The sequence below is a fragment of the Sandarakinorhabdus cyanobacteriorum genome (assembly GCF_002251755.1).
GTDB classification, from domain to species: Bacteria; Pseudomonadota; Alphaproteobacteria; order Sphingomonadales; family Sphingomonadaceae; genus Sandarakinorhabdus; species Sandarakinorhabdus cyanobacteriorum.
The window spans coordinates 13,788-27,925 of sequence record NZ_NOXT01000090.1; the positions used below are offsets into that span (position 1 = coordinate 13,788).

A 14,138-nucleotide genomic window follows, 5' to 3' on the forward strand; every position below is an offset into this window, starting at 1 on the left:
GCATGAGCGAGGCTGCCGCCCTTCCGCCCGAACCCGCCGCGCCCGCTGGCCTCACCGTGCCGCCGGCGCTGGCGCCCGTTGTCGATCGCGCCCGCGCGCTCGCCGCCAGTCCGGCCATTGCCAGTGCCCGCCCGGCGCTGCTGCTGATTGCCCTGCTTGGCGTCGCCGCGCTGGCCTGGGCACTGCTGCGCCAGCCGGAATGGCGGCCGCTCTATCCCGGCCTGTCCGAAGCCGATGCCGCCGCCGTCACCACCGCGCTGGCCGCCGCCAATTTCGATCACCGCGTCAACGAAGCCACCGGCACCGTGGAGGTCGCCGCCAGCGATGTCGCCCGCGCCCGCATCCTGCTTGCCGGCCAGGGCCTGCCCAAATCCGCCGCTGCCGGCCCGGGATCCGATCTTGATGCCATGCCCCTGGGCGCGTCACGCTCGGTGGAGGCCGCGCGCCTCAAGGCCGCACTCGCCCGCGAACTCGCCGCCAGTGTGGAGGCCATCGACGGGGTGAAATCCGCCCGCGTGCATGTCGCCGCCCCCGAACCGTCCGTCTTCATCCGCGACCGTGCCGCGCCGTCGGCCAGCGTGTTCGTCACCCTCGCCCCCGGCCGCAGCCTGTCCGAAGCCCAGGTGCGCGCCATCATCTGGCTGGTCGCCACCTCGGTCCCCGGCCTCACCTCCGATCGGGTCTCGGTGGTCGATCAATCCGGCACCCTGCTCTCGGCCGGCGTGTCGGGCGACGGCCAGCAACTTGCCTATCAACAGCGATTGGAAGGCCTGGTGCGCGACCGGCTGGTGAAACTCCTCACCCCCATGCTCGGCCCCGGCCGCTTCACCGCCGAAGTCGCCGCCGATGTCGATTTCTCCGAAAACGAAGCCGCCTCCGAACGCTTCCAGCCCGCTGGCACCGTGCGGTCGCAACAGACCAGCCGCAACATGGAGGGCACGCCGCCACCAGCGGCTGGCATTCCCGGCGCCCTCACGAACACCGTGCCCCAGGCCGCCCAGGTGCAGGGCAACCCGCCCGCCACGCCCGCCCCCGCTGCGGCCGGCGGCACCGTCACCGCCGAAACCGCGGCGACGAATTACGAGATCGGCAAGGATGTCTCCGTCACCCGCGCCGCCGCGCCGCGCCTCAAGCGCCTGTCGGTCGCGGTGCTGATCGACACTGCCGCGCTGGGCAATGCCAAGGCGCGGGCCGGCGAAATCGCCACCATCCAGCGGCTGGTGCGCGGCGCCATGGGCTTTGATCCGGCCCGCGGCGATCTGGTGGAGGTGCAGGTGCGCGCCTTCGCGCCGGCCGATGATGCGCCCAAGGCCTGGTATCAAACCCCGGTCGTGCAGGATTATGGCCCGTGGATCGCGGCCGTCGGCGCGGTGCTGCTGCTGCTGGGCGGCGGCTTCCTGCTCTGGCGCGCCCGGCGCAAGGCCGCGCAGGCCGCCCTCTCCGCCGCCGGGTTGGCCGGGGCCGCGGCCGATGGCGCCGGGGCCGTGGTCGGCGGCGCGGTCGGCGGTGTGCTCGGCAGCGTGCTTGGCGCCGTTGGCCGCGCCGGCCCGGTGCCCACCGTCTATCCCGAAGGCTCGGCCGAAAAGGCCGCCGTCGATGCCATGATCGATGGCGGCGAACTGCTGCGCCCCGCCGCCGCCCGCGATTACAGCGGCAAGCTCGACATTGCCCGCACCCTCGTCACCGGTGACCGGGATCGTGCCATGGCCGTCGCCCGCCAGATGCTGCTCGCCGATCAGAGCAGCGCGCCGGCCGCAGACGAACCCGAAGAGGACGCCGCCTGATGGCCAGCGCGCCGATCCTGCCGGCCGGCAGCCCGGCTGCCGCCCTGTCCGGCGCGCAGAAATGCGCCATCATGCTGCTGGTGCTGGAAGAGGCGCAGGCCAGCGAGATGCTGGCCGGCATGACCCCCGCCGAGGTGCAGCAGGTCGGCGAAGCCATGCTCACCGTGGCGGAAATCGATCCGCTCGCCATCGATCACGTCCTCGATGAATTTCTCGCCCGCACCGCGCAGGTGGCGGCGCTCGACAGCCAGGGCCGTCAGGTGCGCCAGCGGCTGGGCGCGGCGCTGGGCACCCCGCGCGCCGAAACCATTCGAAAAAATCGGTCCGCCCGCCGCCGGCCGCCGCTTTGCCGTGCTGGATTGGGTGGATGCCCCGGCGCTGGCCACGCTGATCGCCGATGAACATCCCCAGGCCATCGCCGTCGTGCTGGCCCATCTGCCCGAAGAGCGCGCCGCCGCCGTGCTCGATGGCCTGCCCGAAGATCTGCAGCCCGATGTCGCCACCCGGCTGGCGACGCTGAACCCCGTCAACATCCATGATCTGGCAGCCCTGGAATCCGATCTGGAGGCCAAGCTGCGCGGCGTCGGCACCAACCGCGACAGCGCCAAACTGGCCGGCACCGATTTTGCCGCCGCCGTCATCAAGCGGGCGCGCGGGCGCGCGGGCGCGGCGCGCTGCTCGAAGCGCTGATGGGCGTCAACGCCGATCTCGCCGCCGAGCTGGAAAGCCAGCAGTTCATCTTCGAGGATCTGCTCGGCCTGAGCCAGAAGGACATGCAGCTGGTGCTGCGCGAGGTTGATCCCGGCCAGCTCGCCATCGCCATGAAGGGCGCCAGCCCGGCGCTGAAGGACTTCATCTTCGGTTCGATGTCGAGCCGCGCCGCCGCGCAGCTGCAGGACGAACTGGCCGAACGCGGCCCGATGAAGCGCAGCGAGGTCGATGCGGCCCAGCGCGATCTGTGCCGCACCGTGCGCCGCCTGGGCGACAGCGGCGCGCTGACCCTGCCCACCGCCGGGGAGGCGATGCTGTGACCGCGCATGATCCCCGCCTTGCCGCCCTCTTGGGCACCGCCCCGGCCAAATCCGCCGGCCTGGCCGCGCTGCTGGCCAGCCACCTGCCCAAACCGCCGCCGCCGCCCGAACCGGCGATCGACATCAGCGCCCTGCTCGAAGACGCCCGCGCGCAAGGCCGCGCGGAGGGTGAGGCCATTGGCGAAGCGCGCGGCCACGCCGCGGCCCTGGCCGAACTCGCCCCCCGCCTTGCCGCCCTCGACGCCGCCGCCCGCGCTCTCACGGCAGCGACCGGCCTTGACGAAGCGGTGCTGGCGCCGCTGCTCACCGGCCTCGCCCGGGCCATTTGCGAGGCCGTGCTGATGGCCGAACTCAGCCGCCCGCACAGCCTGCGCCCACTGGTCGCCGCCGCGCTCGCCGAAGTCGCCGATGCCGCGCTGCCCACCCTGTCGGCCCACCCCGACACGCTGGCCCTGATCGCCGCCGATCTGCCCCCCGGCCTTGCCACCCGTGCCGATACCAGCCTGCCGCCCGGCCACATCACCGTCGCCGGCCCGGATTATCGCGTCGATGCCGGCCTCGCTGACCGGCTGGCGCAGTTGCTGAAAGCCCTGCCATGAGCCGCGCCCCCTCCGCCCTGCGGGCATCTCCCCCAGAGGGGGAGGATCAAACCCATCCTCCCCCCCTGGGGGAGGTGCCGAGCGCAGCGAGGCGGAGGGGGCCCGCCGCCCCGCGCCCATCCAGATCATCCTCCCCACCCGGAGGAAGTGCCGAGCGCAGCAAGGAGGACGGGCCCACCACCCGCCCCAGATCATCCTCCCCCCCTGGGGGAGGTGCCGAGCGCAGCGAGGCGGAGGGGGCCGCGCCAGGCCAAAACTCCACCGCCACCACCGCGCTGGCCTGCCGCATCGCCGCCACCCGCGTGCCGGCGCTGCCGCTGCGCCGCGCCGGCGTCGTCGTCGCCGCCGATGGCGCCATCCTCGAAGCCGTCGGCATCAGCGCCGCCATCGGCAGCCGCGTCGCCATCGGGGCCACGAAGGCTGTGGGAGAGGTCATCGGCTTCCGCGACGGCCGCGCCCTCGTGATGGGCCTGTCCGCCCTGCCCGCCATCGCGCCGGGCGCGGCGGTGCTGCCCGATCCGGCCGGCGGCCAAGTCGCGGTGGGCAATGGCCTCCTCGGCCGCGTCATCGATGGCCTGGGCCAGCCATTGGATGGGCTCGGCCCGCCGGCCACCAGCGCCTGGATGCCGGCCAGCCCGGCACCGCTGCCGCCGCATGCCCGCGCCCGCGTCACCTGCCCGCTGCCCACCGGGGTGCGCGCCATCGATGCGCTCCTTAGCGTCAGCGTCGGCCAGCGCATCGGCATCATGGCCGGCACCGGTGTGGGCAAATCGGTGCTGCTCGGCCAGATCACCCGCTGGGCCCGCGCCGATGTCGTGGTGGTCGCCCTGATCGGCGAACGCAGCCGCGAAATCAGCGACTTCATCGATACCGAGCTTTCAGGGCCGGCGCGTGGCCGCACCATCACCATCACCATCGCCGTGCCAGCCTCTGATGCGATGCTGTGCCGGGTGCGCGGGGCCCAGGCCGCCATGGCGATTGCCGAATGGCACCGGGCGCAGGGGAAACAGGTGCTGCTCATCCTCGACAGCCTGTCACGCGTCGTCCACGGCGCGCGGGAGGTGGCGATGGCGCGCGGCGAGCCGATGGGCACGCGCGGCTATCCGCCCTCCGCGCTGCAGCTGGTCGCCGATCTGGCCGAACGTGCCGGCGGCGACCGCCAATCGGGCGGCGCCATCACGCTGATCGCCACCGTGCTCGCCGAAAATGATGACCGCGCCGATCCGGTAGTCGATGCGGCGCGCGGGGTGATGGATGGCCATATCCTGCTCGCCCGCCGGCTCGCCGGGCGCGGGCAGTTCCCGGCCATCGATCTGGTCAGTTCGGCCAGCCGGGTGATGTTCGACATTTGCGACCCCGCCCATCTCGCTGCCGCCAGCCGCTTCCGCCGCATGATCGCCCTCACCGAGGAAAACCGCGACTTGGTGCTGATGGGCGCCTATGCCCCCGGCGCCGATCCCGAGCTGGATCTCGCCCTCGCCCTGCAGCCGGCGCTGGCCGCCTTCATGGCCCAGCCGCGCGAACAGCCGGCCGATCCGGCCGACAGCATCGCCACCCTCAATGAACTCGTCGCCCCCATGGAGACGGCCTGATGACCACACCCACCCCCATCGACCGCCTGATCCGCGTGCGCCGCATCCGCGAACGGCTGGCGCTGGCCGATCTGGCCCGCGCCCAGGGCCAGGCTGCCGCCGATGCCGCGCTGTTGGGCCGGGTGCGCGCGCTGGTGGGCGGGCAGGGCGAAGGCACGGCCAACGCCGGCGCCCGCGCCGCCCGGGCCCGCATCGATGGCCAGTTGCAGGCCATCGCGGCCGACATCGCCGATCGCCAGACCCGCGCGCTGGCCCGGCGGGACGAGGCCAGCCGCCAACTCGCCGCCGCCCGCGCCGCCGTGGACGCCGCCCTGGCCCGCCGCGCCGAGCAGGAGAGCGGGCAATGATCCCGACCGCCCTGCCAGCCCTGCCGCAACCAGCCCCGCTGCCCGGCGCAGCGCCTGCGCCCGGCCTGCCATTGCTGCAGCCCGGCGCGCTGCCGCCGGGGCCGGTCGCCGCCACACCGGCAGAGTTGCCCCCATCGCCGACAGCACCGGCCGAGGCACCACCCTTTGCGCTGGCGCTGGCCTCCGCCCTGCCCATCGAAACGCCGCTGGCCCAACCAGCCGTCGCACTTGATGGGGAGGCCGAACCCGCCAGCCCGGATGCCGCGTCGGCCGACCTTGCCGACCAGCCCTGGGCGACCCTGCTAGTCCCCGAACTCGCCGCCCCCACGCCAGCCGCACTGCCCGCACCGTTGGCGGCCAGCCCGCTGGCGCCATCGGCCGAACCCATGCCGGAGACGGCCCCCGCCAACACCGCTCCGGTCCGCACCGCAGCCATCCGCCCGGCCATCCGCGCGCTGATGGTCACCTCGCTCGCCAGCCCGGCCACGCGGTCTGACGTGCCCCCCGCCCCGCCGCTGCTTGCCAGCAGCCGAGGCATGCCTGAAGCCGCCGCGCCCCTGGCCCCGCCCTTGCCGACCGCCGAGCCGCCAGCGCGTCTGCCCGCCGAAACCGCATCGGCCACCATGCCAGCCCCGCTGCGCCAGCCCAGCGGACTGGCACTGCAGCCCACGAAGGCCGCCGCCGCGCTTGTGCCAGCAGTGCCCGTGCCAGCCACGCCGCCCGCAGTGCGCGTGCCACCGCCGGGCCAGCCACCATTGGCGTCGCCGCTGGCCGACACCGCGGTCCAGCCCAGGCCAATCGCTGCGCCCAGCCTGTCCATCCCTGGTGCCGAACCGCCGCCCGCCGTGCGCCCGGCAACAGCAGAGTCCGTTCCGGCCACGCCGGCTGCGTCCGCCGCACGCGCAACCATTGCATCCGCCCCCATGGCCGCGACATTGCCCGCCGCCGCGCTGTGGCCGTCCCCACCGCAGCCGGCGGCCAATCCGCCCGCCCGCCTCGCCCTCGCCGCGCCGCGCCCGCCGGCCGATTGGCAGCGCAGCCTGCCGGCCGCCGTCGCGGCGATGCCGGCTGCGCCCGAGCTTGCGCCCGGTCCCGAATTGCCACCGCCCGCCCCGGCCACCACCATCGCCCCGCCGCTTGCCGCCGAACTGCCCGCCGAACCGCCGCCGCGCCGCCGCCTGGTGGAGGCAGCCGAGCCGCTGCAATCACCCGCGCCGGGTCTGATTCCGGCCAGTGGCCCGATCTTGCCACCGGATGCCCCGTTGCGGTCACCGGCGGCCGATGTGCGGTCACAGCCGACCCAGCCGGCTGCCACCAGCGCACCGGATGCGGGCACGGATTCCGCGCTGTCCATCCCGTCGACCCGGCTGGGCCAGGTCCAGGTGGAACTGGCCGGCAGCGCGGCCGATCTTGCCGTCAGCCTCGCCGCCGCGCCGCAATCAGCGCCCCTGATCGATGCCGCCGGCGGCCGCCTGCAACAGGATCTCGCCGCTGCCGGCATCACCCTGTCGTCCCTCTCCATCAACGGCCAGCGCAGCGACCTGTCGGGCGGCCAGCGCCAGAAACGCCCCCCGCCCCAGCTCGAAGCCATCGCCGCCGCCCGCCGCCCTGCCCGCGCCGCTCCCACCCCCGCAACTGACCGCTTCGCCTGAGGAACCAGACCATGGCCGACAAAGCCGAAAAGCCTGAAAAGCCAAAGAAAAACATCATGGGCAAGCTGTTGCCCCTGCTCGCCTTTGTTGCGGGGGCCGGGGCCGGCGGCGCCGGGGCCGGCATCGCCGTGATGAAGTTCGCCGCCCCCGCCGGCGATCATGGCAAGGCCGCCCACGCCGAAGCGCCGCCGCCGCCGGCCGGGCCATTGGAATATGTCGAGATTGAAAATGCCTTCACGAGCAACCTCGCGGATTCCGGTCGCTATCTGCAGGTCAAGCTCTCGGTCTCCACCTTCGGGGGGGCTGAGGCCGTGGCCGCCATCGGCAAGCACAAGCCGGCCATCGTCTCCGCCGTCCTTGGCGCCCTGGGCGAAGCCCGCGATGCCGATATCGAAACCGCCAAGGCCAAGGAACAACTGGCGGCGCGGCTCAAGGATGTCGTCAACAAGACACTGAAATCAAAGGGCGAACCCGGCACAGTGGAAGAGGTGTTCTTCACCTCCCTGGTGGTGCAATGAGCGAGCTGCGCATCCGCACCGAAGCGCCGCCGGCCGCCGATTTCGTCGATGTCTGGCAACCGCGCAGCGCCGCCGCCCCGCCCGATGATGGCGACGACACGCCGTTCATGCCGCTGATCCTGGCGCTGGAGGAGGCGCTGGCCGGCCTGTTCGGCCTGCCCGTCGCCGTCCACCCCGGCCGCGGCCTGCCGCCGGGCGCGCCTGATGTGGCGCTGGAACTGGGCGCCTTGCTGGCCACGGTGCGGCTCGGTGGCGACCCCGCCCGGCCGATCGCTTGCATCACCGGCGTCACCACCGCCCGCCATGCCCGGCAATTGGGCGAACAATTGCAGCCACTTGTGCTCAAGATGTGGCCCGCGGAAAGCCTGAGGCCGGCGCTGGTCATCGATGTGATCGTGACGCTTGGGGCCAGCAGCAGCGTGGTGGGCGTTGTGCGCCTGCCGGCCCCCGAAGCACCGCGCCCGGCCGAACCCAGCCGGCCCCTGGGCACTGCAGCCTTGGCGCTGCCACTGCGCCTGCCGGTGCGTTTGGCCAGCGAAATGCTGCCGCTGTCGCGCCTGCTGCCGCTGCAGCCCGGCCTCGTCATCCCCATCCACAGCTGCCCCGAAATGCCGGTGATGCTGGGCGATCATCAGGTGGCGCTGGCCAGCCTGGTGCCGCTGCCCGACGGCCGCCAGCAGGCCAGCCTGATCGCCATCGACATCAAACCCCAGGGAGAATGCGCATGACCATCGAACAGGGCCCGCTGCAGGGCCAGCCCACCATGCCGCCCGGCGATGTCGCGGGCCTAGGCATGTTTGGTGCCATCAGCGTGCGCCTCGCCGTCGAAGTCGGCGGCATCCGCCTGAAATTGGCCGATGTTCTGGCGATGGCACCGGGGCAGGTGCATGTGCTCGACCGGCGGGTCGATCAACCGGTGGACGTGCTGATTTCCGAACGCCTCGTCGCCCGCGGCGAGATTGTGGCGGTGGGCGACAAATTTGGCGTGCGGCTGACCGAAGTGCTGCCGGGCAGCGCGCAATGACCGCGCTGGCCAGCCTGGTCACCGCGCTGCGCGACCGGTCATCGGCGCTGGCGCTGCGGCTGCCGGCGCGTCATGCCCAGGTGGTGCAGGCGCTGCCGCTCGGCCCCGGCGCACGGCTGCTGGTGGTGGAATTTGCCGGCCGGCGCCTGCTCGTCGGCCAATCGCGCGCTGGCCTTGCCACGCTGGCGGAAAGCCCGGCCGAATGAACGAAATCATCAACTTGCCGCCGCTGTCCACCACGCTGCAGATCCTGCTGCTGATGACAGCGCTGACGCTGCTGCCGGCGGCGCTGTTGATGATGACGGCCTTCACCCGCATCGCCATCGTGCTGGCAATCCTGCGGCAGGCGCTGGGCCTGGGGCAAAGCCCGCCCAACCAGCTGCTGGTCGGAACCGCGCTGCTGCTCACCCTGTTCGTCATGAAGCCGCAGTTTGACCGCATCCACGACGGCGCCTGGACTCCGATGCTGGCGGGCAAACTGCCGGCCGAACAGGCGCTTGCCCGCACCGGCGCGGAACTCAAGACCTTCATGCTCGGCCAGACCCGGTCGCGCGATCTCACCCGTTTTGCCGAGATTGCTGGCGGCGGCCCCTATGCGCGGCCGGCCGATGTGCCACTGGTGGTGGTGATGCCGGCATTCGTCGCCAGTGAGCTGAAGACGGCGCTGGAAATCGGCCTCGTCATCTATCTGCCCTTTCTGATCATCGATCTGATCGTCGCCTCCGTGCTGATGGCAATGGGCATGATGATGGTCTCGCCGGCCACCGTGTCCCTGCCGCTGAAGATCGCGCTGTTCGTGGTGGTTGATGGCTGGACGCTGGTGCTCGGCGCGCTGGCCAAGAGTTTTGGGTCCGCCTGATGGCCCCGGCGCCCGATGATGTGATGCTGGCCGATCTGGCGCGCGAGGCCGTGCTGCTGTTTGCCGGCACCGCCACGCTGTTCCTGGCGCCGCTGCTGGTGGTCGCCATCCTCGTCGGCCTCGTCCAGACCATCTTTTCGGTGCAGGAAAGCAGCATTTCCTTCCTGCCCAAGCTGGCGGCGCTGGTGCTGGTGCTGGCCATTTCGGGCGAGGCCATGCTGATGAATCTGGACGAATTTCTGGAAATGGGCCTCACCGATATGGTCGGGGCGATCCGGTGAACCTGGCCATCCCCGATTTCGATGGGCTGGCGCTGATGACCCGGTTCATGTTGGCCGCCGTCCGGCCACTGGCCTGTGTGGCGCTGCTGCCGCCGCTGGCCGGGGCCAGCCTGCCGTGGCGGGCGCGGCTGGCGCTGGTGGCGGCGCTGGCGGCCTTTGCGGCCTTCCGCCCCGGCGCGCCCGTGCTCGGCCCAATCGATGTTCCGGCCGAACTAATGGCCGGCTTGGTCGCTGGCCTCGGGTTGGCGCTGGCCTTTGCCGCCGCCGCGCTGGCCGGCGAGCTGCTGGCCCAGATGATCGGCCTGGGCTTTGCCACGCTGGGCCCGATGGGCGGCAATGGCTGCGCGGTGCCGGCGCTGTTCACCACCCTGGCCTGGGTGATGCTGCTGGTGGGCGATCTCCACCTTGATCTGTTCGCCCTGCTGGCCAGCGGTGCCAGCCTCTATCCGCCCGGCGGCATGGGGCTGGCCGGTATCGCGGCGCTGGGCAGCCTGATGTTCCTGTGGGGCCTCAAACTGGCGCTGCCGCTGATGGCGGTGCTACTGCTCGCGCAAGCGGTGGTGGCCATCGCCAGCCGGGCCGCGCCGCAGATGTCGGCCATGGCGGTTGGCCCGGCGGCGCTGCTGCTGGCCTTTGTCACGCTGTTGCCGCTGGTGTTTGGCCATATCGCCGCCCGTCTGGCCGGAGCGCTGGCCACCGGCCTAGGGCTGCTCGGCTGATGGCGGGGGACAAGACCGAAAAGCCCACACCCCGGCGCCGCGAAAAGGCGCTGGAGGATGGCAATGTGCTGGCTCCCAGGGAACTGGCCTCGGCCGGCAGCCTGGCGCTGGCGGCGGGCTTTCTGGCGCTGGCCGGGCCGGCGCTGTGGCAGGGGCTGGCCGGCTTTCTGGCCGATGCGCTGGCAAGGGCCGGCACACCCGATGCGGTGGCGCTGGTGCGCCGCGCACCGCTGCTGTGGCCGCTGCTGCTGCTCGCTGCCGTCACCGTCACCGCCTTTGGCCTGCAGCTGGCGGTCACCCGCCATGTCAGCACAAGGCTGGCCGCGCCAAAATTCAGCCGCCTGTCCCCGCTGAATGGCCTCAAGCGGCTGTTCGGCTGGCAGGGGTTGGCCGGGGCCGGATCCGCCCTGCTCAAGATCGGCGGCATGGCGGCGCTGGCCTGGGCGGTGCTGCTGCCGCTGCTGCCGGGCCTCGCCGGGCTGGAGGATCAGGGGCTGGCCGGCATCGGCGCGGCGCTGTTGCGGCTGGCCGGGGCGGCGGCGCTGTTGATGCTGGCGGTGGCAGCGCTTGATTTCGGCTTCACCTGGTGGCGGCGGGAGCAGCAGCTGATGATGACCCGCGAGGAGGTGAAGCGCGAATCCCGCGAGAATGACGGTGCCCCAGAACTGAAGGCGGCACTGCGCCGGGCCCAGATGCAGGCGGCACAGGGCCGCATGAAGAAGGGGCTGGCGCAAGCCTCGGTCGTGGTGGTCAACCCCACCCATTTTGCCGTCGCCCTGCGATACCGGCCGGAAACGGATTCGGCGCCGGTGGTGGTGGAAAAGGGCCGGCTCGACATGGCCGTGGCGCTCATCGCGGCGGCGCGGGATCTGGGTGTGCCGGTGATCCGCACGCCGCGGCTGGCCCGCGCCCTGTTCTGGTCGGCCCGGCGCGGCGCGCAGGTGCAGCCCGAACTGTTTCAGGCTGTGGCCACCATCCTCGCCTTCGTCATGCGCTTTTATGATCCAGAAGCCGAAGCGGTGCCCGATGTGTTCGTGCCGGCCGCGCTGGATTTTGACGAGGCCGGGCAACCGCGCAAGCCGGGCAGCCCGGCGCCGTTATAGGGTGACGCATGGCCAGCAACCCCCTCATCAGCTTTGGCGCCGGCTCCGGGCTCGACAGCCGGGCGATTGTCGACAGCCTGGTGAGCGCCGAGCGGACCAACCGCACCCGGCCGGTGACGCGGCGGGTGGAGGCGCTGACGGCGCGCATCTCGGCGCTGGGTCAGCTGCAATCGGCGCTGACCGGCATTGCCACCTCGCTCGACACCAGGGTGCGCATCGGCGAGCTGGGTCTGCAGCTGGCCAGCAGCGATAGCGCCGTGGCGGTGGAGCGGCTGGGCAGCGGGCCGCCATCGCCGTTGGTGAACGGGCTCAATATCACCCGCTTGGCCGCCGGGCAGCGGCTGAACAGCGCCGCCTTCACCAGCGCCAATGATCCCGTGGGGCTGGGCACACTCACCTTCATTGCCGGGCGGCGCACGCCCGATGGCAATGGCGGCTTCAGCTTTGCCGCCGGGGCGCGGCCATCGGTGAATGTCACCATCACCGCCCAGAACAACAGCCTGGCGGGCCTGGCGCGTGCCATCAACGACAGCGCCGCCGGGGTGACGGCCAGCATCGTCGCATCGGCCGGCAGCGCCACGCTGGTGCTGCGCGGCGCTGAAGGGGCTGAAAACGCCTTCATCATCAGCGCCGCGCCCAGTGGCGGCCCGCCCGGACTGGAGCGGTTCAACCACACGCCCGGCGCCGCGACCATGGCGCTGGGGGAGGCGGCGCGCGATGCCGAGTTGGTGATCGATGGCGTTGCCGTCACCCGCCCGGCCAACCGCATCGATGATCTGGTGCCCGGTGCCCGCCTCACCCTGCGGCGCGAGAATGCCAGTGCGGTGGTGAGCGCGTCCCGCGATGGCAATGCACTGTCAGGGGCGCTGGCCGATTTTGTCGGCACGCTGCAGGCGATGCGCCAGTTGATCGGCGATTTCCGCAAGCCGGCGCAAGGCGGAGAGGCGCCCGGCCCGCTGGCCACCGATGCCACCGCCCGCAGCATCGATCAGCAACTGGTGCGGCTGGTCACCACCCCGATTGCCGAGGCGAATGGCCTGCGCCTGTCTGATCTGGGCGTCAGCGTGCTGCGCGACGGCACGATTTCGGTGGATGCCGCCCGGCTGGCCAATCTGCCGCCGACCCGGCTGGGCGATGCCGAAGCGCTGCTGCGCGAGGTGGCCGGCCCGGCCCGGGCTGACCGGCCGAACCGCCTGCAGAGCATCGCCGCCAACGTGGGCACCGCCACCACCGGCCTCACCCGGCAGCGCGATGGCGCCAATGCCGAGCTGGCCCGCATCGACACACGGGTGGAGCAGATGCGCCAGGTGCTGACCCGCCAGTTCGCCGCGATGGACACGGCCGTTGGCCAATCCCGCGCCGCCGCCCAGCAGCTGACCCAGCTGATGGACCTGTGGACGGCCGACGCCCGCCGTTGATTCGTCTGTCAAGGAGCCTGTCGTTGCCGGCCTGTTTTGACACAATTGACGAATCTTGCGGGGTTCAGCGTTGATTTCACGCGCAAATCGACAGTGGCCAGCATCAACATCATGACAGGTTTCGCCGGTGTAGGACAGTCAGGCCGCGCGGGCGTCAATCTCCAGCCGGCGCATCTTTTCGATCAGCGTCGTGCGCTGCAGGCGCAGCAACCGGGCGGTGTGGCTGATGGTGCCGCCGGTCTGTTCCAGCGCGGCGCGGATATAGGCGCGTTCCAGATCGGCCGGCAGCGGATCGGCCAGCGTTGGCACGGCGGCCACGCCGGGGCTGCGCAACAGCCGGTCCAGCCCGTCGCGGCCGATCACCTCGCCGCCATGGTGCACGCAGGCGCGTTCGACGAAGTTGCGCAGCTCGCGCACATTGCCTGGCCAGGGCCAGGCCGACAGCGCATCCAGCGCCGCCGTGGTGAAGCGCACCGGATTGGCCTGCTGGCGCAGGAAATGCTGCACCAGCGCCGGCACATCCTCGGCATGGTCGGCCAGCGCCGGCATGGCGATGTGGATGACATCCAGCCGATAGAGAAGATCGGTGCGGAAACGGCCGGCCGCTGTCGCCGCGGCCAGATCGACGCTGGTGGCGGCGATCACCCGCACATCCAGGCTGATCGGCAGCATGCCGCCCACCCGTTCGACCTGGCGGGTTTCCAGCGCGCGCAACAGCTTTGCCTGCATGGCCAGCGGCATGTCGCCCACTTCATCAAGGAACAGGGTGCCGCCATTGGCCGCCTCGAACCGGCCGGCGCGGGCGCGGATGGCGCCGGTGAAGGCGCCCTGTTCATGGCCAAAAAGTTCGGATTCCAGCAGCTCGGCCGGCACGGCGGCACAGTTCAGCGCCACCAGGGGGCGGGGCGCGCGGCGGCTGCGCTGGTGCAGCAACTGGGCCACAACATCCTTGCCGCTGCCGGAAGGTCCGGTGATCAGCACCGAAGCATTGGCATCGGCAATCTTAAGAATTTCTTCCCGTATCAGCGAAATTGATTTGCTGTTTCCCACCAACTCGGCCAGATGCTCTGGCCGATCCTCCCGTTGGCTTGGCGAAAAACGCTTGGTCTCCCTGCGCATAGCCCACCCCGTCAACACTTGTACAACAAACGCCATGACGCTGGCCTATTCCTCTCAGACTGCGCCACGCGACCTTTAACCATGATCATCAT

The 14,138-nt window shown here is 71.6% G+C and carries 18 protein-coding genes; 17 read left to right on the forward strand and 1 reads right to left on the reverse strand.

Going from position 1 to position 14,138, the window contains the following annotated elements:
* Positions 1-2: 2 nt before the first annotated feature.
* The 17 genes from fliF to fliD all read left to right on the forward strand — a co-directional run bounded on the left by fliF (position 3) and on the right by fliD (position 12,927).
* Positions 3-1,784 carry a flagellar basal-body MS-ring/collar protein FliF gene (gene fliF, locus CHU93_RS04975; RefSeq protein WP_094473040.1) on the forward strand — a complete coding sequence of 594 codons (1,782 nt, stop codon included), beginning with the start codon at positions 3-5 and terminating at the stop codon, positions 1,782-1,784.
* Entirely contained in the window at positions 1,784-2,185 is a 402-nt protein-coding gene (locus CHU93_RS04980) for a magnesium and cobalt transport protein CorA (protein WP_094473041.1), read from the forward strand. The genes fliF and CHU93_RS04980 overlap by 1 nt, the downstream gene beginning before the upstream one ends.
* Positions 2,136-2,474, forward strand: a complete 339-nt coding sequence (locus CHU93_RS04985; RefSeq protein WP_165768606.1) for a hypothetical protein — start codon at positions 2,136-2,138, stop codon at positions 2,472-2,474. Before CHU93_RS04980 ends, CHU93_RS04985 begins: the two co-directional genes overlap by 50 nt.
* Positions 2,474-2,815: a FliG C-terminal domain-containing protein gene (locus CHU93_RS04990; RefSeq protein ID WP_094473043.1), complete on the forward strand. Its 342-nt coding sequence runs from the start codon at positions 2,474-2,476 to the stop codon at positions 2,813-2,815. Before CHU93_RS04985 ends, CHU93_RS04990 begins: the two co-directional genes overlap by 1 nt.
* On the forward strand, positions 2,812-3,414 hold the full coding sequence (locus CHU93_RS04995) for a FliH/SctL family protein (protein ID WP_094473044.1): 603 nt from the start codon (positions 2,812-2,814) through the stop codon (positions 3,412-3,414). Before CHU93_RS04990 ends, CHU93_RS04995 begins: the two co-directional genes overlap by 4 nt.
* 302 nt (positions 3,415-3,716) lie before the next feature.
* Complete coding sequence (locus tag CHU93_RS05000) at positions 3,717-5,006, forward strand: FliI/YscN family ATPase (protein ID WP_243375243.1); 1,290 nt, start codon at positions 3,717-3,719, stop codon at positions 5,004-5,006.
* Positions 5,006-5,353 (forward strand): hypothetical protein, encoded by a 348-nt coding sequence (locus tag CHU93_RS05005; protein ID WP_094473046.1) that lies wholly within the window; start codon positions 5,006-5,008, stop codon positions 5,351-5,353. Before CHU93_RS05000 ends, CHU93_RS05005 begins: the two co-directional genes overlap by 1 nt.
* A complete protein-coding gene (fliK, locus tag CHU93_RS05010; RefSeq protein WP_094473047.1) occupies positions 5,350-7,005 on the forward strand; it encodes a flagellar hook-length control protein FliK in 1,656 nt (551 codons plus the stop codon). The genes CHU93_RS05005 and fliK overlap by 4 nt, the downstream gene beginning before the upstream one ends.
* Positions 7,006-7,016: 11 nt before the next feature.
* Positions 7,017-7,523 carry a flagellar basal body-associated FliL family protein gene (locus CHU93_RS05015; RefSeq protein WP_094473048.1) on the forward strand — a complete coding sequence of 169 codons (507 nt, stop codon included), beginning with the start codon at positions 7,017-7,019 and terminating at the stop codon, positions 7,521-7,523.
* A complete protein-coding gene (locus tag CHU93_RS05020; protein WP_094473049.1) occupies positions 7,520-8,251 on the forward strand; it encodes a hypothetical protein in 732 nt (243 codons plus the stop codon). Before CHU93_RS05015 ends, CHU93_RS05020 begins: the two co-directional genes overlap by 4 nt.
* Entirely contained in the window at positions 8,248-8,547 is a 300-nt protein-coding gene (locus CHU93_RS05025; protein WP_165768607.1) for a FliM/FliN family flagellar motor switch protein, read from the forward strand. Before CHU93_RS05020 ends, CHU93_RS05025 begins: the two co-directional genes overlap by 4 nt.
* Positions 8,544-8,753, forward strand: a complete 210-nt coding sequence (locus CHU93_RS05030) for a flagellar biosynthetic protein FliO (protein WP_094473051.1) — start codon at positions 8,544-8,546, stop codon at positions 8,751-8,753. Before CHU93_RS05025 ends, CHU93_RS05030 begins: the two co-directional genes overlap by 4 nt.
* Positions 8,750-9,406 (forward strand): flagellar type III secretion system pore protein FliP, encoded by a 657-nt coding sequence (gene fliP, locus CHU93_RS05035; RefSeq protein WP_094473052.1) that lies wholly within the window; start codon positions 8,750-8,752, stop codon positions 9,404-9,406. Before CHU93_RS05030 ends, fliP begins: the two co-directional genes overlap by 4 nt.
* Positions 9,406-9,687: a flagellar biosynthetic protein FliQ gene (locus CHU93_RS05040; protein ID WP_207759227.1), complete on the forward strand. Its 282-nt coding sequence runs from the start codon at positions 9,406-9,408 to the stop codon at positions 9,685-9,687. Before fliP ends, CHU93_RS05040 begins: the two co-directional genes overlap by 1 nt.
* Positions 9,684-10,406, forward strand: a complete 723-nt coding sequence (locus CHU93_RS05045; RefSeq protein WP_094473053.1) for a flagellar biosynthetic protein FliR — start codon at positions 9,684-9,686, stop codon at positions 10,404-10,406. The genes CHU93_RS05040 and CHU93_RS05045 overlap by 4 nt, the downstream gene beginning before the upstream one ends.
* A complete protein-coding gene (locus CHU93_RS05050) occupies positions 10,406-11,509 on the forward strand; it encodes an EscU/YscU/HrcU family type III secretion system export apparatus switch protein (RefSeq protein ID WP_094473054.1) in 1,104 nt (367 codons plus the stop codon). The genes CHU93_RS05045 and CHU93_RS05050 overlap by 1 nt, the downstream gene beginning before the upstream one ends.
* Positions 11,510-11,517: 8 nt before the next feature.
* Entirely contained in the window at positions 11,518-12,927 is a 1,410-nt protein-coding gene (gene fliD, locus CHU93_RS05055) for a flagellar filament capping protein FliD (RefSeq protein WP_094473055.1), read from the forward strand.
* Between the two features lie 138 nt (positions 12,928-13,065).
* Here the strand turns inward: fliD and CHU93_RS05060 are convergent, their stop codons facing one another.
* Entirely contained in the window at positions 13,066-14,082 is a 1,017-nt protein-coding gene (locus CHU93_RS05060) for a sigma-54 interaction domain-containing protein (protein WP_423825893.1), read from the reverse strand.
* Between the last annotated feature and the right edge of the window lie 56 nt (positions 14,083-14,138).